This is a genomic window from Novosphingobium sp. (assembly GCF_027486195.1).
GTDB lineage: Bacteria > Pseudomonadota > Alphaproteobacteria > Sphingomonadales > Sphingomonadaceae > Novosphingobium.
In genome coordinates this window covers 1-19,781 of sequence record NZ_JAIXPP010000040.1, presented here as the reverse complement: position 1 = coordinate 19,781, position 19,781 = coordinate 1, and the positions used below count along the sequence as shown (strand labels likewise).

Here is a 19,781-nt window from a genome sequence, read left to right as displayed (position 1 = left end):
TCGATCAGCAGCACGCGCATGGATCAGCCCCTTATTGCCATTCCCCGATGGCTCAGGCCCCTAACCGAGGGCCTTCACCGTCATTAACCATATGACCAATGAACATGAAAGGTTAATTTTTCGTAAGCGCCATGGCCGGTACCGTTCGCGTTACGGAAATCTGAACATGCCCGGTAGCTTGGTAAAATCTCATTTTCTGTCAATAGTTAAGTGCCCTGATAAGGGTCTTTTCCAGGGTCGGTGCGCGTAGCGTCGGGCGAAACCTTTTTTAAGAAGTGACGCCTTACCGGGCAGGAGCCGCGCCCGGCACACCGATTGCGACCGCCGCCTCGCGCAGCTTGCGGGTGGCGCCCAGATCGTTGCGGAAGGCCGCCAGGCCCCCTTCAAACGCCTTTGCAGCCTTGCCCGGTTCGCCCAGTTGCATGCGGCTGCGCATCAGCATGATCCAGCCATCGGCATTGCCCGGGTTCTTCGCGAGCTTTGCCTCCAGCCCATCGACCATGCCGCGGATCATCGCTTCCTGCTGGCCCTTTGGCAGCGTGGAAGCGGCCTTGATCTCGGCCGAGGATGGCCCCGGAATGGCGCCCGAAGCGACCGCCGCACCATTGGTTGCCATGCCGCCGGCGGGCGCGGCAAACTGGGCGGCGGCGAGGCGCTCCTCGTAGGGGATCTTGTAGCGGTCCCCCACGTTCTTGATCACCGCGCGGATATCTTCGGCATAGGGCGCGTCCGCAGGCGTATCCTTGAGCAGCCCGAACCAGGCGTCGATCGCCTTGCGGTGCTGCCCGCCCAGATCCATCGCCACGGCGCGGAAATAGCGCGCCCGGGCATCCTTGGGATCAAGCTTGAGCGCCTTTCTGAAGGCGGCCTGCGCATCAGCGGGGATCTTGCCCTCGGTCTTGCTGGCAAGGACCAGCGATTCACCGAGGAACGAATAGGTCTCTGCGTGCGTGGAATCGAGCTTGGTGGCTTCCTTGAGCGCGGTCGCCGCTTCGGCATAGCGCTGTGTCTGGAAGTAGGACCAGCCGAGCATGCGCCAGCCTTCGGCATCGTCGGGCTTGGCCTTGAGCCGCGCTTCCAGCCGGGTGATGACATCGTCGACCGAGGGGGCCTGGCTTTCGGTGGGGGCCGGCGGCAGGGCAATGATCTCGGCATCGCGCTGGCCGCGCCAGACCGCAACGCCGCCTGCCGTGAGCGCGACGACCGCCGCGAGCACGAGGACGACGCGGCCGCCAAGGCCCGATGAAGTGCTGGGAGGGGAAACGGAAGCGGGGGAAGCCGGGGACGTGCGGGCGGGTTCTGGGGTCGGCGTAGGTTCGGCCTCGGTCATCACATGCTCCCTTGTGCGCCGAAGTCGACGCTGCCCCTCATGCCGGGCATATCCTCTGCCACCCGCACCATGCAAGCGGTGCGGAAGCAGCCCGCCGCACGCAGGGGCGGAACGGATGGCGGCGGCGGCCGAGCCATAATGCGACTGGCAAAGCGCCGCGTATTGGCTAAACTCCCACGGCAAACGGATCGCAAGTCGGGAAAACAAGGCGCAAGGCCAGCCAAAAGGGGCCCGTGCCGAGCATGGCAGGGGGGCGTGCACCGGTGAGCGAAGGCTTCGGCGAGGTATTGCGGGTTGCGATCATCGGATCCGGCCCGGCCGGGATGAGCGCGGCGAGCCGGGCGGCGCAACTGGGGCTGCCGCACGTGCTGCTCGAAAAGAGCGACCACCTTTCAGATACGATCTTCAAATACCAGAAGGGCAAGCACGTGATGGCGACGCCGTCACAGCTCGTGCTGCGCTCCGATCAGGAATTCGATGCGGGCAAGCGCGAGGATATCCTTGGCCGCTGGAACAGGCGGACCGAGGAACTGGGCGTCAACGTCAAGTACAACGCCGAGGTCAGATCGATCCGCGGCACCGGCCCCGCCATCGAGGGCTCGGTCCAGCAGATCGTGACCCGCGCGCGCGATGGTTCAACCACGACGACCGAACTGCAGCGCCATGCCCCGCCTTACGCGATCACGCTGGCGAGCGGCGAAGTGGTCATGGCCGAAGCGGTCGTGCTGGCCATCGGCACGCAGGGCAACCCGAACCTGATGCGCTGCCCGGGCGGCGATCTGCCGCATGTCACCTACCAGCTCGACGACCCCTATGCCGTGCTCGACGAGCATATCGTGGTGATCGGCACGGGTGACGCGGGGATCGAGAACGCGCGCGGGCTTGCCGAGGATCCGGCGCAGGGCAACGTCGTCACGATCCTCAACCGCAGCCCCAAATCAGCCAACGTGCGCGAGAGCTTCGCCACCGCCAAGGAGCCCAACGCCAAGGCGCTGGTGGAGGACGACGCGGCGGGCAAGCTGACGATCCGCTACGAGACCGAGACCAGCGCAGTCGAACCGGGCTGGATCACGCTCAACACGCGCGACGGCGAGGAGCGCATCCGCTGCGACCGGATCATCGCGCGCATCGGCTCTGCCCCGCCCCGCGCCTTTGTCGAAGGCTGCGGCATCGCCTTCGCGAGCAATGACCGGCTCGCCTTTCCCACACTCTCACCGCAGTTCGAATCGACTGCGCCCGGCATTTTCGTGATCGGTGCGCTCGCGGGCTATCCGCTGATCAAGCACTGCATGAACCAGGGCTATGACGTCATCGAGTTCATCAACGGCAATACGGCTCTCAAGCCGGCGGACGAGCCGCTGCTAGAGGCCAGGTTTGCCAGTCTGCCAGGCAGGCGCAGCGTGGCCGACTGGCTCGAATTGCTGCGCACGAATATCGCCATCCTGAACGGCATGACGACGCTGCAGCTGCGCGAATTCATGCTCGATTCCGATGCCCGCTTCTATCAGGCGGGTGAGACGATCTTCGAAAGGAACGATCCCGGCTCGTCGCTGTTTGCCATTGCCGATGGCACTGTGCATGTCCGGATCGACGCCAACGATCCAAGCAAGGTCGTGCCCATTGCGAAGGGCTCGATCTTCGGCGAGGTCGGCCTGATTTCCGGGCGGCGACGCGGCGCGACTATCGTGGCGGCGAGCGACTGCATCTGCGTCGAGATCAGCCGCAACGCCGCGCTCAAGCTGCAGAGCCAGGTGCCGAGCGCCCGCCGCGCGATCGAGCGCATCGGGGTCGAGCGGCAATTGCTGCAGATGTTCGGCGCGGGGCTCACGCCCGATGACGTGCGCGAAGTGGTCGATACCGCGAAGATCATGCCCGTGCGCGCGGGCGAGGCGATCATCACCGAAGGCGCCGACGACAAGGACGTGTTCGTCATCCGCGTCGGCTCGATGATCGTGGAGAAGATCGTCGGCGGGAAGCCGGTGTTCCTGTCCTACCTCCCCGCGGGGTCCTATGTGGGGGAAATGGCGCTGATCGATGGCGGGCAGCGCACCGCGACAGTGCGCGCGGCCATCAAGAGCGAAGTGATCAAGATCGACGGCGAGGCCTTCGCGCGAGTGCTGGCAGCCAAGCCTGCGCTGCTGGCCCGCGCGCGCAACGACATGGCAGCGCGCCGCGCCACCAATGCCTTCGTCGAATCGAAGAAGGAGGGCTTCTCCGGGGTCGTCGATCTCTATTCGGAGCAGGCCAAATTCCTCGTGTCGCAGGGGCTGGGCGAGGCGACGGACGTGCTGCTGATCGACGAGCGGCTCTGCGTCGGCTGCGACAATTGCGAGAAGGCCTGCGCCGACAGCCACGACGGGCTTTCAAGGCTCGACCGCGAGGCGGGCAAGAGCTTTGCGCACCTCCACGTGCCGACCTCATGCCGCCACTGCGAGCATCCGCACTGCATGGCCGATTGCCCGCCCAATGCGATCCACCGCGGGCCGGACGGCGAAGTGTTCATCGACGACACCTGCATCGGCTGCGGCAATTGCCAGCGCAACTGCCCCTATGGCGTGATCCGCATGGACAAGGTGCCGCCCAAGAAGCCCTCGCTGCTCTCGTGGCTCCTCTTCGGCAGCGGCCCCGGGCCGGGTGAGCCGCCCTACAAGTGGTCGAAGAAGCACACCAGATACACCGGCGATCCGGTGGCCGACGACAAGCTCGACCGCAAGAAGGCGATCAAGTGCGACATGTGCGCCGGGATCGAAGGCGGCCCCAGCTGCGTGCGCGCCTGCCCGACGGGGGCGGCGATCCGCGTCTCGCCCGATGAGTTCCTGACCGTCGCGCGGCTCGAGAACGAGGGCGCCTGAGCCATGGCGACGACAACACCAGCTGCCGCCCCCCGCCGCCGCACCGGCACCACGCGTGAACGGCAGAGCACGCACGAGAGCTTCCTCGTTCATCGCGGCGGCAAGTGGATCAAGATTTCCGCCGTGCTCGCGGCTGCGCTGATCCTGCTCTACATCTTCGTGCCGCTACCCCCGCACCACTTCGGCTCGAACTGGCTGGGCTACACATTGGGCACGGTCGGCGCGCTGCTGATCCTCTGGCTGACAGCACTCGGCATGCGCAAGCGTGCGATCACGCCGGGGCGCTGGTCCTTGAAGGGGTGGACATCCGCGCATGTCTGGCTCGGCGTGCTGCTGATCGTGATCGGCACGCTCCATTCGGGCTTCGCCTTCGGCTGGAACGTGCATACGCTGGCCTGGGTGCTGATGATGATCGTGATCGTCTCGGGCATCTTCGGCGTGACGGCCTATGCCACCTTGCCGCGCGCACTTTCGGCCAACCGCTATGACGCGGAAGGCGCGATTACCGAGAAGCAGATGGTGGAAGCGCTGCGCTCGCTAGACCGGCAGTTGCACGATGCTGCACAGCCGCTCGATCCCGACTGCGCCTTGTTGGTGGGCCGCAGTCTAGGGCAGGATCCGTTCACAGGCTCGATCGTCAATCGTCTGACCGGTCGCTATCCCGGCGATGCCACGCGCGAAGCGGCGGGCGAGCTGCGGCGGCTGCGCGCACACCGGCCGCGCATGGCCGATGATCCGCTCGACAAGGTGGACGCGCTGCTCACGAGAAAGGAGGCCATGCTGGCCCGGCTGCGGCGGCACTTGAGGATCAAGGGCTGGCTGCAAGCATGGCTCTATGTCCACGTGCCGATGACTTTCGCGCTGATCGCCGCGCTTTGCGCGCATGTCGTCAGCGTGTTCTTCTACTGGTGAACGCGCCCATGAGCTTTGTCGTGCGCCAGATCGCGCTCAAATCCAGCGGGGAGGAAATCGTCCGCCGCGCGGTTGTCGAGAGCGCCGTCCTCGTCATCGGGCGCGACGGGTCCTCTGGCATTCATCTGCCCGATCTTGCCGTCGATCCTCGCCATGCCCGCATCCGCGCGATCGATGGCGAGACACTGCTGATCGAATCGATCGGCGCGCAGCCGTTCACCGTGAACGGCCGCTCTGCCACTTCAAGCGAACTGGATGTGGCGACGGGCGCCGAACTCGGCTTTGGCGGCCACCGCATCACCCTCGCGCGCGAGGCGGAGGGCGGCCTGCCCGCCTTCACCGTGCGCAGGGTGGAGGCCGTTTCGGAAAGCGCCGAGGCCATCGATATCGGCAGCGCCTACACCCTGCAGAAGCTGCTACCGGGCAAGCGTCTATCGGCCTGGGGCTTCGCGGCGCTCGTGCTGCTGGCGTTCCTCGCGGTGCCAATCTGGTCGTGGGCGACCTACCAGCCGCTCGCGCTGCACAAGGATGCGCGCCGGCCAGCGGGTATGCACGGCGATGCCGCATGGTCCTCGGGCACTCTCAGCCTTGCGCACAAGAACCTCGGCGGAGATTGCCAGGCCTGCCATGTCCAGGCTTTCGTGGCTGTGCGCGACAACGCCTGCATGACTTGCCACAAGGAGGACGCGCACCAGCATATCGCCGATGGCGCGCGGCTGCTGAAGGCACGGGGCGAGCCGGGCGGCTTCGCCGGATTCCAGCGCGCGGTGGCCAAGGCTTTCAACAAACCCGCTGGCCGGTGTGTCGATTGTCACACCGAGCATGAGGGCGCGGGTGCTATGCCCGCCACGCAGCAGCAATTCTGCACCACCTGCCACGATGGACTGAAGACGCGCTTGCCCGACACGCAGATCGCCGATGCCGCCGATTTCGGGACGGCCCATCCCCAGCTCCGGCCCATGCTCGTGGCCGGGATCGGCGGGGATGGCAAACCTATGGTCCAGCGCGCGGTTTGGCAGGACGGCATGAAGGAGCACAGCGGGCTCAAGTTCACCCACGCCCAGCACCTCTCCACAACCAACGGCATCGCGCAAATGGTACGCCGCCGTCCGGGCCAGTTTGCCTCTAATGATGCGCTTGGCTGCAAGGATTGCCACCAGACCGACAGCGGCGGGGCGCGGTTCAAGCCGGTCGAGATGGAGAAGGCCTGCCAATCGTGCCACGCGCTGACATTCGACGAGATCGGCGGCACTTTCCGCACGCTGCGCCATGGCCAGCCCGATCAGGTCGTCGCCGATCTGCGCGCCGCATTCCGGGGCGGCATGCCGCCGCACCCAGCCAGCCTTTCGGGCATGGCGCGGCGCATTCCCGGTGCAGCGGCGCAGCAATCGACCGCAGCGGATTTTGCCCGCGCGGTCCACTTCTATCCCATGCAGGCAGACGCGGCTGTGGCCGCCGTATTCAGCAAGGGCGGCCTTTGCTATGATTGCCATACGATCGGGCGCGGCGGGAGCGCGGCAACCGCCGGTTTCACTGTGCAGCGGCCCGTGCAGAACGGGCGCTACTACAGCAAGGGCTGGTTCGATCATAAAGACCACCGCAAGTCCGAATGCGTGACCTGCCATGTGAAGGCAGCCACCTCGAATGATGCCGATGCCGTGCTCGTGCCGGGGATCGACGGCGCGGGCGGCTGCCGCTCGTGCCATGTGGGCGAGGGCGGGGCCAAGCTCGCCAGCGCGCACGTGAAGGAACCGGTCGCATCAGGCTGCGCAATGTGCCACGAATATCACATGGACAGTGGCGCACCGTGGAAGCCGGCTCAACAGCGCAAGGGCCCTGCACTGCTTACGGCAGCGTGGGACCGCACTCGCCACCCACCAGACCCGCGCTAGAGGCACTTGGGACCGCCGGATGCTGATCGCACAGATCACCGATATCCACCTGGGCTTCGAGCCTGACAGCCCTGGGGAGTTCAACCGCCAGCGGCTCGACCGGGTGGTGGCAGAACTGGCACGCATGGCGCCGCAGCCGGACATGCTGCTCGCCACTGGTGACCTGATCGACCGCGGCGACCGCGCGAGCTACGAACGGCTCCGCGAAGCGCTCTCCGGCCTGCCCTTCCCGGTCTACTTCGCGCTCGGCAACCACGACGAACGCGCCAATTTCGCCGAAGTCTTCCCGGAAGCGATGTTTTCCGGCGGCTTCCTGCAATACGCCATCGAAACCGCTGCGCTGCGCCTGCTCGTGCTCGATACGCTGGAGGAAGGCCGCCACGGCGGCGCTTTCTGCGAGGAGCGTGCCGCCTGGCTCACCGCACAGCTCGATGCCGCGCCGGAGCGCAAGACGCTGATCGTGCAGCACCACCCGCCGATCGAAGTGGGCATTGCATGGATGAACACCGATCCGGCCGAGCCCTGGGTCGAACGCCTCGCCGCCTGCCTGCGCAGTCGGAGCAATGTGATCGGCCTTGTCTGCGGCCATATCCACAGAGCGGTGACGGCGCATTGGGAAGAGCTCGTCGTCGCCACCTGCCCCTCGACCGCGCCGCAAGTCGCGCTCGATCTCAGTCCGATCGATCCCGACCATCCGGACCATCGCCCGCTGATCGTGGCCGATCCGCCTGCCTATGCGCTGCACTGGTGGAACGGGCGTGAACTGGTGACGCACTGGCAAACGGCGGAGGATCACACGATCCTCGCCCGCTATGATGCCAATCTGCAGGGCATGATCCAGCACATGCTGGCCGAACGGCCAGCTTAAGCGGCCTATCTGGCCCCCGCCAGCGCCTTCTGCCGGCGGCGCTGCACCGAGCTGCCCAACCCGATCGCCTCGCGGTATTTTGCAACCGTCCGCCGGGCGAGATCGAAGCCGCGTGCCTTGAGAAGATCGACAAGGGTATCGTCCGAAAGGACAGCCTTGGGGTCTTCCGCATCGATCAACTGGCGGATTACTGCCTTGACCGACTCCGCCGAAACCGAACTTTCGCCATCCGCCGAAGCCACGCCCGAGGTGAAGAAGTATTTCAGCTCGAAGGTGCCGCGCGCGCAGTGGAGGTACTTGTTGGACGTCACGCGGCTCACGGTCGATTCGTGCATCGAGATCGCTTCGGCCACGGTGCGCAGGGTGAGCGGCTTCAAGTGCGCGACGCCCATGCGGAAGAAGCCTTCCTGCTGCTTCACGATTTCCGCGGCGACCTTGAGGATCGTCTTCTGCCGCTGATCGAGCGCCTTGAGCAGCCAATTGGCATCGGCCAGCCGCTCGCCCAGCCACGCCTTGGCATCCTTGCCCACGCAGGCATGCCGCATTTCCACATAGTATCGCCGATTGACCACCAGGCGCGGCAGGGTCGCGGGATTGAGCGCGATGTCCCAGCCCTCGATGTGCCTTTGGCCTGCGCCGTCATCGCCCATCACTGCCTGAATGAGGATATCGGGCACGACCGCCTCGGCCGGACGGCTGCCGAAGCGCAGGCCGGGCTTGGGATCATAGCTGCGCAGCTCGCGCAGCATGTCGGAAAAGTCCTCGTCATCGACCTGGCAGAGCCGCTTCAATCGCGCGATCTCGCCGCGCGCGAGCAGATCGAGATTGTCGATCAGCCGCGCCATGCAGGGATCATAGCGATCCGCCTCGCGCGCCTGCAGCGCGATGCATTCGCCAAGATTGCGTGCGCCCACACCGGTGGGGTCGAGCGAATGGACAAGGGCCAGCGCCGCCTGCACCGCCGCCTGCGGCAAGCCAAGCGCCTCGCGCGCGTCTTCGAGGGTGGCGGTAAGGTAGCCAGCCTCGTCGATCTGATCGATCAGCCAGCGCGCGGCAAACAGCAACGCCGGGTCCGACGTGACCGCGCCGATCTGCGCATGGAGATGCTCGGCCAGCGTTTCGCTTGTCCCGCCGCGCTCGTTGATGTCCGGCGCTTCGCCGCCCGCGCCGCTGCTGCCGAAATCGCCGAGGCTGTCGGTGAAATCGCTCTTCGTGCCTCCACCCTGATCACCGTCACCGGTATCGCGGTCGCGGTCGAGCGCAGTGGCGTCGATATCGAGCGGTCGGTCATCCGCCGCGCGCCCTTCGCTGACCAGCTGATCCACCGGCGAGGATTCGAGTGTCGTGCGGCGCAGCGCGTCGGGCTCGCCCTCGAACACGGGTTCGCTGCCGCCATCTGGCCCGCTTTCGCCCAGTTCGAGCAGCGGGTTCGAATCCAGCGCCTCCCCGATGAAGGTCTCGATCTCGAGGTTCGACAGCGCCAGCAGCTTGATCGCCTGCTGAAGCTGCGGGGTCATGACCAGTGACTGGCTCTGGCGGAGGTCGAGCCGCGGACCCAGCGCCATCGCCGCCTATCCTCCCGGTCTCGGCAGCATCAAACCCCGAAACGTCATAGGGTGAAGCCTTCGCCGAGATAGAGTCGGCGCACGTTGGGATCGGCCACCAGCGCTTCGGGGCTGCCGGCGAACAGCACCTGCCCGCCATAGATGATGCAGGCGCGGTCCACGATATCGAGCGTCTCGCGCACGTTGTGATCGGTGATCAGCACGCCAATGCCACGATTCTTGAGATCGATCACGAGGTGGCGAATGTCGCTGATCGAAAGCGGATCGATGCCCGCGAACGGTTCATCGAGCAGGATGATCGACGGATTCGCCGCGAGTGCACGGGCAATTTCACAGCGCCGCCGCTCACCGCCCGAGAGCGCCATGGCAGGCGAGGTGCGCAGGCGGGTGAGGCCGAACTCATCGAGCAGCCGGTCGAGCTCCGCCGCACGGGTAGTCTTGTCGGGCTCGACCAGTTCGAGCACGGTCATGATGTTCTGCTCGACCGTCATGCCCCGGAAAATCGAGGTTTCCTGCGGCAGATAGCCCAGCCCGAGGATCGCCCGGCGATACATGGGAAGGCGGGTGATATCGACGCCATCAAGCAGGATGCGCCCCGAATCCGGCCGCACCAGACCCATGATCGAATAGAAGCAGGTGGTCTTGCCCGCACCGTTGGGCCCGAGCAGCCCCAGCACTTCGCCCTTGCCCACCGATAGCGAGATATCGGTCAGCACCGCGCGCTTGTCATAGCTCTTGGCGATCGAGACAACTTCCAGCCCGCCCAGAGCCGATTGGGGCGCGAGGGTTGCCTGGTTGGTCGCAGTGGCGGGCGTCTCATCCATAATCGAGTTGGTCCATAGCCCGGTCCGCGGCGCGGGCAAAGCCCGTCTGCGCGCCTTTGGCAGGATTTATGCATGTCTCGCCGCGAGATGCGTCAGGATAGACCCCCGGTAATATTGCAGTGCTTGAAACATTCCCGAAGTCGTGGTCTACTCCGCTTGGAGAGGCAGAAACGGGGGCACAACCGATGCGCAAGGGAATTGCTGCGGATCTGGGACGCGAAGGCACAGCCATGCAGGGCCACGCACTCGATTGGCGCAAACGGATGAGCGACACTGTCGCCTACAGTCTGCTCGTCTACACCAGCCTCCAGATCTTCGTGACCTTGCGCACGCTGGAAGGCGAAGGCGGATCGATGCTGCCGATGATGGCGCTGGTCGTGCTGGTCGCCGGGATCATCCCGATGTTCCGCAATTTCGAGCGCCGCTGGGAGGCCCTGAGCGATAGCGAAGCCGCTGATCCTGACCTGCGCACCGCATTCCGCCGCGATCAACTGGCAACCTGGGCCGTCGCGATCGGCCTGCCGTTCCTGCTTGCTGCCGTGTTCCGGGCGCTGGTTTCGTTGTTCTGATTGCCCGCCGCGCGGCGGCACCTATATGCAGGGCCAGACGACCGTACGTTTGAAAGGCCCGTTCCCCCGATGCTTTCCCCCCATGAGGCGCAGGAGCGCTGCCACGCGCTGATCGAACGCGCGCTGAAGGCTGGCGCCGAAGCCGGCGATGCCGTCTACATCGCCGATTCGTCAGAGGCTGTCTCGGTCCGCCTCGGCGCACTTGAAGATGTCGAGCGCTCCGAATCCGAACATATCGGCCTGCGCGTGTTCGTCGGAGGTGCTTCGGCTTCGATCGGTTCGACCGATCTGGGAGACAGCGCGCTCGATGAGCTGGCCAGCCGCGCGGTCGACATGGCCCGCGCCGCCCCGGCAGACAAGTTCGCCGGCCTTGCGCCGGAAGAGCTGCTGCTGCGCAGCGGCGTGGCCGATCTCGATCTCGTCGATGCCAACGAACCGGATCCGCAAACGCTGCGGCGCTGGGCCGAAGAAGCCGAGGATGCCGCGCGCGCTGTCCCCGGCGTCACCAACAGCGAAGGTGGCAGCGCCAGCGCCGGGCGCGGCGTCGTTGCACTGGCCACCAGCCACGGCTTTGGCGGCGCCTATGCCGCCACCAGCCACGGCCGCTCGGCCAGCGTCCTTGCGGGGACGGACAGCGGCATGCAGCGCGATTATTCCTGGCGCAGCGCGCGCCACGCCGCCGATCTGCCTTCGCCCGCCGAGATCGGGCGCGAAGCGGGAGAGCGCACCGTTGCACGCGTCAATCCGGGCCGCGTCAAGAGCGGCGCCTATCCGATCGTGTTCGATCCGCGGGTCGGCAGTTCGCTGGTCGGCCATCTGCTCGGCGCCATGTCGGGCTCGGCCATCGCGCGCCGCGCCAGTTTCCTGCTCGACAAGGACGGCGCGCAGATCTTCGATTCCGCGATCACCATCAGCGAAGATCCGCACCGCCTGCGCGGACCGCGCTCGCGCCCGTTCGATGGTGAAGGCCTGCCGACCGGCCCCCGCAACCTCGTCGAAAACGGCCGCCTGACCGGCTGGCTGATGGATTCCGCCGCTGCACGCCAGCTCGGCGCGGCGCCCACCGGCCACGCCTCGCGCGGGGGATCGGGTGCGCCGCATGTCACGGCGGGCAATCTCGTGCTGCAGCCGGGATCGGTGAGCCGCGCCGCACTGATGGCCGATATTGCCGACGGGATCTATGTGACCGAGCTGATCGGCCACGGTGTCAACGGCGTGACCGGCGATTACAGCCGCGGCGCTTCGGGCTATCGCATCGTGAACGGCGAAATTGCCGGGCCGATTGCCGAGTTCACTGTGGCGGGCAACCTGATCGACATGTTCGCGCGGCTTGTTGCTGCAGACGATCTTGAAACCTGGCGCGGCATCGATGTGCCGACGCTCCGGATCGACGGGCTCAGCGTCGCGGGGGACTGAGGGCGCCGCGGCGCCCTCAACCGCAGCTTACTTCGCGGTCTTGGCGCGCTCGATCGCTTCGAGCGTGATGCGCTTGGCATCCTCGGCGCCGCCCCACTTGCCGACGCGGACCCACTTTTCCTTTTCGAGGTCCTTGTAGTGGGTGAAGAAGTGCTCGATCTGCTGGAGCACGATCTCGGGCAGGTCGCTCTGCTCGGCAACGTCGCGGTAGTAGGGGAAGGTCTTGTCGTCGGGCACGCAGATGAGCTTCTCGTCGCCGCCGTGCTCGTCCTCGAGGTTGAGCACCGCGATCGGCCGTACGCGCACTACCGAGCCGGGCACGAAGGGCGAACGTGCGATCACCAGCGCGTCAAGCGGATCGCCGTCGGGCGAAAGGGTGTGCGGCACGAAGCCGTAGTTCGCCGGATAGCGCATCGGCGTGTGCAGGATGCGGTCGACGAACAGCGCGCCCGAAGCCTTGTCGAACTCGTACTTCACCGGCTCGCCGCCGACCGGCACTTCGATGATCACGTTGAGCGTCTCGGGCGGATTTTCGCCGGTAGGGATCATGTCGATGCGCATGGGATGCCTTCGCTGGGCCGGAGTGGCGTTGAAAACGTAACGGGGCTCTAGCGCCGCGCGTTGTGCGTCGCAACATGAACGTGAGGCAACGTCCGCATTCCGCCGCTAGATTCCGCCGATCCCGTTGATGGTGAAGGCAATCACCCCGATGTTGAAAATGAAGGCCGCAAAGGAATGTGCGGTGACGATCCGGCGAATCGTCCGCGAGGAGATCTCCACGTCGGAGGTCTGGAAGGTCATTCCGAGCGTGAGCGAGAAATAGGCAAAATCGAGGTAGTCCGGGTGTCCGCTGCCGGGGAACTCCAGCCCGCCGGCATCCTCGCCGGGGACCGCGCCGGCCCGATAGTATTCGTGGGCATAGTGCAGCGCATAGACCACATTGGCAAACAGCCAGGTCAGCAGCAGCGTGGCGATCAAGCGCAGCAAGGCCCCCGGCTCGCCGTGCTTGGCAGCGGGCAGTTCGCCCGCGATCGCGGCCATGACGACCAGCGTGATCACCGTACTGACGACGAGCACGATCGTGCGGTTGGCATCGTTTTCTTCCGAATGCCGCCGCATTGTCGCCATGTCGCATTCGCGCAGCAGCGGGATCAACGAGAGAAGAAAGCCAACGACCGCCAGATCGAAGCCGACGACCAGCGCATCGGCCAGATCGGCGTAGCCCGTCATCCAGCCGCGAGCGGCGGCCCCTGCAACCAGCAGGACGAGAAACAGCACGAAACGCAGCGGGGCAAAGCGCTGGCCGAACCGCAGTCTGGCCCGGTCAGCGCTGGTGCTGCCGCTACTGTCCACGTTACTTCGCGGCCGGCTTCTTGGCAGCCGGCTTTGCGGCCGGCGCGCGCGGCGCCAGCAGCTTGTCGAGCCCGGTCGGCGCGGTGCCCGGTGCGGCGCGCTCCAGCCAGGGCCAGCGCAGCCCATCATGATACTGCACCTGGACCGTGCGCACGACATCGTCGCGCTTGACGATCAGTTCGATCGGAGCAGCCGTGCCCTTGGCAGCGGTGATCGCAGCCTTGATCGATTCCTGATCATAGGTCTTGCCGTTCACCGAGAGGATCTGCATCCCCGTGACGATCCCGGCGCGGAACGCCGGGCTATCCCAGCGGCTTCCGGTCACCTTGCCGTCGTTGTCGATCGCAAGGCCGATGGAATGGTTGAGCGAGATGTACTTGGCCGCCGCCATCCGTGCCTTGTCGTAAGGATTGGGGTCTTCCTTCCACGCCAGCTTGTAGCCGCCGCGCTCGATCCCGCCGAGCGGCGAGGGCTGGCCCGGCGTCTGGATGCGGGTCTTGAAGAAGGCCGCCCAGTCGTAGGGATAGAGTCCGTTCAACGTCTTCACCACGTCGTCGAGTTCGTAGGTCAGCACGCCCCAGTCGCCGTTGTTGACGCCGAAGAAGGCCTTGGCGAAATCGTCGATACCCTTTTTGCCCGCAGTGCCCTCGCGCAGGATCGCCTCGGTCTCCAGCCAGACCAGAGCGCCTTCGGTGTAGTATTCCTCGTTCCGCGCGAGCGAGGAAAACGGCTTGGGCTTGCGGCTCGCCATGATCGGATCGTGCGTGGTGTCCTCGACCGATCGCCACTCGCGGCCCGGATACTGGGTAAAGGACCCCGCATAGTTGGCGAGCTGGCCGAGCACCTGATCCTTGCTCTGCACGCCCGAACGCGCGGCAAGCACGAGACCCCAGAACTGCGTCTGCCCTTCATAGACCCACAGCAGGTTGTCCTGCATCGGCGCGCGGTAGTCCGGCGTCCACAGCCTGGCCGGACGGCGATACTTGCCGTCCCACGAATGCGAAAACTCGTGCGGGATCACATTGCGATCCCAGTCACCGGCCGCCCAGTCGATCAGCGTGCGCGGCTCGTACTGGTTTTCGCTGGACCGGTGATGCTCCAGGCCGATCCCGCCCATGCGGTCGGTCATCGCCAGCAGGAAATCGTAGTGATCGAAGTGCTTGGCGCCAAACGCGAGCATCGCCTCGTCCACCATGTTGCGATAGACCTGCAGGTTCTCCGGCGCGATCTTGAGAAGCTCGGGCTTGTCGGCCACCAGATCGAACCAGACCCCTTGCCCCAGATCGTGGCGGGCGGCGTAGAGCCCGGCAAAGATCGGCGAATCGACCAGCGTTTCGTAGTCGGTCACGCCCCAGGTCACCACGTTGTTGTTCGCTGCCTTGCCATCGAGCGCGGTGAAGACCTGCCAGCCCGCCGGGAACGTGACGGTCGGCTGCACCTTGATCTGCCGCACGTAGTACCCGGCAGGATAGAGGCTCATCTTCTCCCACTGCAGATTGAGCATTTCGCGCGTCATCGTAACGCGGCCTTCGCTCTCGCGCAGCGGCGAGGTGTGGATGAACTTCGCGGTCACTTCGCCCGCACCGGCCGGCACATCGACATGGAAGGCAAAAACGTCGACCGGATCGCGGGTCCAGGTCAGCAACCGGCCACCAGCGTAGAAGCGCACGTCGACAAGCTCGGCAATCGTGCCCTTGGGCCCGTGGTTGCCGGGCAGCCACTTGGGATAGAGCAGCGTGAGCTTCGACTGGCCGGCTGGCACCGGAATCGTCTCGGTCACGCGGTAGGCGCCGGTGGTGGTGTCGCTGGCGTCGATCGCCAGCTGGATCGTGCCGGGATAGGGCTTGTCCTCGGCGTCCGGGATCGTTTCGACAATCGGCACCGCCATGGGGCGGGTGTTCGTCGGCGGCTGAACCTGCGCCCAGACCGGGGCGGTGGTGGCAAGCAGAGCTGCGGCGAAAGTCAGCAGGGCGGCAGGGCGCAAAGCGCGCATCGGGGTCGTGATCATCGGCGCTTCATGGCGCGAAGCTTGCGCGACTGCAACCGGCCCCGACCATTGGGCAGCCTGCGCCCCTTTCCCCCTGACCACATTCCCGCTAATCGCGCGCACTGACATGAGCAGCGACAAGAACACATCCGCCCCGAAACCAGCAACCGCAACGCCGCAGGCGATCCGCGGCACGCAGGACATCTTCGGACCAGACGCCGAGGCTTTCGCCTTCGTGGTCGAAACCTTCGAACGCGTGCGCCGGCTCTACCGCTTCCGGCGCGCCGAGATGCCGGTGTTCGAAAAGACCGCTGTGTTCAGCCGCAGTCTGGGCGAGACGACCGATGTCGTTTCCAAGGAAATGTACAGCTTCGAGGACCGCGGCGGCGAATCGCTGACCCTGCGCCCCGAATTCACCGCCGGAATCGCGCGCGCCTATCTCACCAACGGCTGGCAGCAGCACGCGCCGCTCAAGCTGGCGACGCACGGCCCGTTGTTTCGCTACGAGCGCCCGCAGAAGGGCCGCTACCGCCAGTTCCACCAGATCGACGCCGAGATCATCGGCGCGGGCGAGCCGCAGGCGGATGTGGAGCTGCTGGTGATGGCCGACCAGATCCTGCGCGAGCTGGGCATATCGGACGGCGTCACGCTCCAACTCAACACGCTGGGCGATGCCCCGAGCCGCGAGGCATGGCGGGCGGCGCTGATCGACTACTTCCGCGCGGTGAAGGGCGAGCTGAGCGAGGATTCGCAGGAGCGGCTCGAGAAGAACCCGCTGCGCATCCTCGACAGCAAGGACCCGCGCGACAAAGTCTTCACTGCCGACGCGCCGATGATCGACGCGTTCCTATCGGACGAAGCGCAGGAGTTCTTCGGCAAGGTAACCGCCGGGCTGGATGCAGCTGGCGTGGCTTGGACGCGCGCGCAAACGCTGGTGCGGGGGCTCGATTACTACCGCCACACCGCGTTCGAGTTCGTCACCGACCGGCTGGGGGCTCAAGGCACCGTGCTCGGCGGCGGGCGTTATGACGGCCTGATCGAAGCGCTCGGTGGGCCGCACACGCCAGCGGTTGGTTGGGCAGCGGGGATCGAGCGGCTGGCGATGCTGGTGGGGGACTCTGGAACAAACCTGTCCCCTCCATTCGACGTGGCTCTCGTTGTCGAATCGGCCGAAGCTGAAGGATTTGCGACCTTGCTGTCTGCTCGACTGCGCTCGACGGGTGTGACAACAGATGTCTATGCCCGCGGGAAGCGTCAGAGACGTTTCGACAAGGCGAAAGGTGATGGCGCCGAAATGATCGTCACGCTTCAAAGCCCGACTTCAGCACCTGCCTCTACATTCGCGATCAAACTTGCCGCCACCAACGCGGAGCTGGATTTATCGAAAGGCGTTTGCGCAATTTCTGATGTGCTGGCCGCCGAGGGATATTCGTCAGATCTTCCCGATGGGATCGTGGTCGGCCCGTGGATCACGGTTTCGAAGTGATCACCTCCAGTTCCCCTAAATCTCGTCACCCTGAACTTGTTTCAGGGTCCATCTCTCCGCACACGCGGAGCGAGGGGTGGGAACCCCAGCCCCACCGCAAGGTCGCGCCACTCAGGGTTCGCGCCGTTGATCAGATTGATCTTCCACGGTCGCTTCCAGTTTTTCAGCTGCTTCTCGCGGGCAATCGCGCGCTCCATGTCGCCGAACATCTCGAAGTGAACGAGCCGGTGGACCGTATAGCGGGACGTGAAGCCCTTGGTCACACCTTCGCGGTGCTGCCCCAATCGCTGCATCAGGTTCGACGTCACGCCGATGTAAGTCGTGCCGTAGTGCCCGCTGGCGAGGATGTAGACGCAGGGGTTGCGCTCAATTGGCATAGCTCGGAGCATGCGGCACGATGGATGCTGAAACAAGTTCAGCATGACGAAGTGTTTGGGGGGATCTCGTGTCGGTAAGCGACACCCGCCTTGCCCAGATCGCCTCCCGCTTCGCTGAACTCGAAGCGCGGCTGGCTTCGGGCACATTGGAAGGCCCTGCCTTCGTCACGGCAAGCTGCGACTATGCCGAGCTTGAGCCCGTCGCCCGCGCCGCTGCGCATGTCAGCACGATGCGCGGCGAGCTAGCCGCACTCAGCGCCAGCAGCGATCCCGATCCCGAAATGCGCGCGCTGGCCGAAGAGGAAATCGCCCACCTGCGCGCCGAATTGCCCGAGGCCGAACGCGCGCTCGCAATCGCGATGCTGCCGCGCGACAGTGCCGACAGCCGCCCCGCGATGCTCGAAATCCGCGCCGGCACCGGGGGTGACGAGGCCGCGCTGTTCGCCGCTGATCTCTACCGGATGTACGAGCGTTTCGCCGCCGAACAGGGCTGGCGGGTCGAAATGGTCTCGGCCAATGCCAACGAACTGGGCGGTTTCAAGGAAGTCGTCGCCAACGTCGCGGGCACCGGCGTGTTCGCCAAGCTCAAGTACGAAAGCGGCGTTCACCGCGTGCAGCGCGTGCCCGTGACCGAGAGCGGCGGGCGCATCCACACCAGCGCGGCGACGGTTGCCGTGCTGCCGGAGCCGGACGAAGTCGATGTGCAGATCGAGCCGGGTGACATCAAGATCGACATCTACCGCGCCAGCGGGGCGGGCGGCCAGCATGTCAACACCACGGATTCGGCGGTGCGGCTGACGCACTTGCCCACCGGCCTTGTCGTGATCCAGCAGGACCAGCGCAGCCAGCACAAGAACAAGGACAAGGCGTTGCAGGTGCTGCGCACGCGCCTCTATGATCTGCGCCGTGCTGAGGCCCACGGCGCGGAGGCCGAAGCGCGCAAGGCCATGGTGGGTTCCGGAGACCGCTCCGAACGCATCCGCACCTACAATTTTCCGCAAGGCCGGGTGACCGATCACCGCATCAACCTGACCCTGCACCGCCTGCCCGAAATCCTCGAAGGCCCGGGCCTGGGCGAACTGATTGACGCGCTCGCCGCCGAGGATCAGGTCAAGCGCCTCGCGGCCCTCGATGCCTGAGGCGCATGCCTGACGTTCGCGCGGCGCTGCGCGACGCCGCCGCGCGGCTCGCCGCGACCAGCGATACCGCGCGGCTCGATGCCGAGCTCCTCATGGCCCATGCGCTCGGTTTAAGCCGCACCGAACTGCTGCTGCGGCACCTCCATTGCGGACCTCCAGCGAACTTCACGTCCATTCTGGACCGCCGTCTGCGCCACGAACCGATCGCCTATATCCTTGGCACGCAACCGTTCCATGGCCTCGAGCTTGAGGTCAGCCCCGCGGTGCTGATCCCGCGCGGCGATAGCGAGGCCGTGGTCGAAGTTGCCCGCCTCTTGCGCGAGGGACGCCCGCCGGCGCGGATTCTCGATCTGGGTACCGGTTCGGGTGCGCTGCTGCTGGCGGCCCTGTCGCTCTGGCCCGAGGCGCAGGGGATTGGGCTGGAACGCTCCGCCGCCGCGCGCGAAATCGCCGCGCGCAATGCCGCGCGCAACGACCTCGCCGGACGCGCGCGGATCGTTGCGGGCGACTGGACCCAGCCCGGTTGGACCGCAGGCCTCGACAGGTTCGACCTCGTCCTCGCCAATCCGCCCTATGTGGAAACAGACGCCGAACTTGAGCCTTCGGTGCGCGACCATGAACCGGCCGAGGCGCTGTTTGCAGGGCCGCTGGGCCTTGATGACTACCGCCTGCTGATCCCCGCTTTGCCCGGCATGCTGGCGCCTGGCGGCACCGCCTTGTTCGAGATCGGGGCGACGCAGGGCGAAGCCGTCGTGGCACTGGCCCACGACGCCGGGCTGACCGCCACAGTCCACCCGGACCTTGCTGGGCGGCCCCGCTGCGTTGAAATGACGTAAATTGGGCAAACATTTCGCTTGGCAAGGTGGCGGCGCGTCACTAATCAGAGCCGCAGGCAGGGCGACGGATGAAGGCTTCCCGTCCCGGCTTACTCCACCATTTGCATCGATGGCCGGCAAGGCAGGCCGGCAGCGCGCAAATGCTGGGAACCACGAACATACCATATCGTGGTTGAATATGCGCGGCGGCGGGGCTGGCCGGACCGGACCCACGAGTTGCGCCACGTCTGGCCCAGGTTGAACACAACGTTTAACTTGCCTGGGTCAAGGTTGCACCGAAACAGGAAAGTGCCTGACTTGAACAACAATCGTGGTAACAACCGCCGGCGCGGTCGCGGGAACAACAACCGCCCGCAGGGTGGCGGTCAGCAACTC

16 protein-coding genes are annotated in these 19,781 nt (G+C 65.7%); 9 read left to right on the top strand and 7 right to left on the bottom strand.

Annotated elements, in window-relative coordinates; genetic code table 11:
* Positions 1 to 283 precede the first annotated feature (283 nt).
* Positions 284 to 1,330, bottom strand: coding sequence for a tetratricopeptide repeat protein (locus Q0071_RS08020; RefSeq protein ID WP_298167147.1), 1,047 nt, complete (start codon positions 1,328 to 1,330; stop codon positions 284 to 286).
* A 242-nt stretch (positions 1,331 to 1,572) separates the two neighbouring features.
* On the opposite strand from Q0071_RS08020, the gene Q0071_RS08015 reads away from it, so the two are divergent.
* Genes Q0071_RS08015 through Q0071_RS08000 form a run of 4 tightly spaced genes read left to right on the top strand, consistent with a single transcriptional unit; the run spans position 1,573 to position 7,854 of the window.
* On the top strand, positions 1,573 to 4,182 hold the full coding sequence (locus Q0071_RS08015; protein WP_298167144.1) for a cyclic nucleotide-binding domain-containing protein: 2,610 nt from the start codon (positions 1,573 to 1,575) through the stop codon (positions 4,180 to 4,182).
* Between the two features lie 3 nt (positions 4,183 to 4,185).
* Positions 4,186 to 5,094: a hypothetical protein gene (locus tag Q0071_RS08010; RefSeq protein WP_298167140.1), complete on the top strand. Its 909-nt coding sequence runs from the start codon at positions 4,186 to 4,188 to the stop codon at positions 5,092 to 5,094.
* Between the two features lie 8 nt (positions 5,095 to 5,102).
* Positions 5,103 to 6,986: a cytochrome c3 family protein gene (locus Q0071_RS08005; protein ID WP_298167137.1), complete on the top strand. Its 1,884-nt coding sequence runs from the start codon at positions 5,103 to 5,105 to the stop codon at positions 6,984 to 6,986.
* A gap of 19 nt (positions 6,987 to 7,005) precedes the next feature.
* Positions 7,006 to 7,854 (top strand): phosphodiesterase, encoded by an 849-nt coding sequence (locus tag Q0071_RS08000; protein ID WP_298167135.1) that lies wholly within the window; start codon positions 7,006 to 7,008, stop codon positions 7,852 to 7,854.
* Between the two features lie 5 nt (positions 7,855 to 7,859).
* Here Q0071_RS08000 and rpoN read toward each other — a convergent pair whose 3' ends face one another.
* Positions 7,860 to 9,419: an RNA polymerase factor sigma-54 gene (gene rpoN, locus Q0071_RS07995; protein WP_298167133.1), complete on the bottom strand. Its 1,560-nt coding sequence runs from the start codon at positions 9,417 to 9,419 to the stop codon at positions 7,860 to 7,862.
* A 44-nt stretch (positions 9,420 to 9,463) separates the two neighbouring features.
* Complete coding sequence (gene lptB, locus Q0071_RS07990) at positions 9,464 to 10,243, bottom strand: LPS export ABC transporter ATP-binding protein (RefSeq protein ID WP_298167130.1); 780 nt, start codon at positions 10,241 to 10,243, stop codon at positions 9,464 to 9,466.
* Positions 10,244 to 10,428: 185 nt separating this feature from the next.
* Here lptB and Q0071_RS07985 point away from each other — a divergent pair, with 185 nt between their 5' ends.
* Positions 10,429 to 10,812 (top strand): hypothetical protein, encoded by a 384-nt coding sequence (locus tag Q0071_RS07985; protein ID WP_298167127.1) that lies wholly within the window; start codon positions 10,429 to 10,431, stop codon positions 10,810 to 10,812.
* Between the two features lie 69 nt (positions 10,813 to 10,881).
* Positions 10,882 to 12,228 (top strand): metallopeptidase TldD-related protein, encoded by a 1,347-nt coding sequence (locus Q0071_RS07980; RefSeq protein ID WP_298167124.1) that lies wholly within the window; start codon positions 10,882 to 10,884, stop codon positions 12,226 to 12,228.
* A 27-nt stretch (positions 12,229 to 12,255) separates the two neighbouring features.
* Here the strand turns inward: Q0071_RS07980 and ppa are convergent, their stop codons facing one another.
* The 3 genes from ppa to Q0071_RS07965 form a co-directional block, all read right to left on the bottom strand.
* Positions 12,256 to 12,789: an inorganic diphosphatase gene (ppa, locus tag Q0071_RS07975; protein WP_298167121.1), complete on the bottom strand. Its 534-nt coding sequence runs from the start codon at positions 12,787 to 12,789 to the stop codon at positions 12,256 to 12,258.
* A gap of 105 nt (positions 12,790 to 12,894) precedes the next feature.
* Positions 12,895 to 13,581 carry a DUF1345 domain-containing protein gene (locus Q0071_RS07970; RefSeq protein WP_298167118.1) on the bottom strand — a complete coding sequence of 229 codons (687 nt, stop codon included), beginning with the start codon at positions 13,579 to 13,581 and terminating at the stop codon, positions 12,895 to 12,897.
* A gap of 1 nt (position 13,582) precedes the next feature.
* Entirely contained in the window at positions 13,583 to 15,589 is a 2,007-nt protein-coding gene (locus Q0071_RS07965; RefSeq protein WP_298167115.1) for a peptidase M61, read from the bottom strand.
* Between the two features lie 106 nt (positions 15,590 to 15,695).
* On the opposite strand from Q0071_RS07965, the gene hisS reads away from it, so the two are divergent.
* Positions 15,696 to 17,054, top strand: a complete 1,359-nt coding sequence (hisS, locus tag Q0071_RS07960) for a histidine--tRNA ligase (RefSeq protein WP_298167112.1) — start codon at positions 15,696 to 15,698, stop codon at positions 17,052 to 17,054.
* Between the two features lie 41 nt (positions 17,055 to 17,095).
* Here the strand turns inward: hisS and Q0071_RS07955 are convergent, their stop codons facing one another.
* Complete coding sequence (locus Q0071_RS07955) at positions 17,096 to 17,431, bottom strand: GIY-YIG nuclease family protein (RefSeq protein ID WP_298167109.1); 336 nt, start codon at positions 17,429 to 17,431, stop codon at positions 17,096 to 17,098.
* Positions 17,432 to 17,499: 68 nt separating this feature from the next.
* Between Q0071_RS07955 and prfA the strand changes: the two genes are divergently transcribed.
* Both prfA and prmC read left to right on the top strand, forming a co-directional pair.
* A complete protein-coding gene (prfA, locus tag Q0071_RS07950; RefSeq protein WP_298167107.1) occupies positions 17,500 to 18,570 on the top strand; it encodes a peptide chain release factor 1 in 1,071 nt (356 codons plus the stop codon).
* 5 nt (positions 18,571 to 18,575) lie between these two features.
* On the top strand, positions 18,576 to 19,406 hold the full coding sequence (prmC, locus tag Q0071_RS07945; RefSeq protein ID WP_298167105.1) for a peptide chain release factor N(5)-glutamine methyltransferase: 831 nt from the start codon (positions 18,576 to 18,578) through the stop codon (positions 19,404 to 19,406).
* Positions 19,407 to 19,781: the final 375 nt, after the last annotated feature.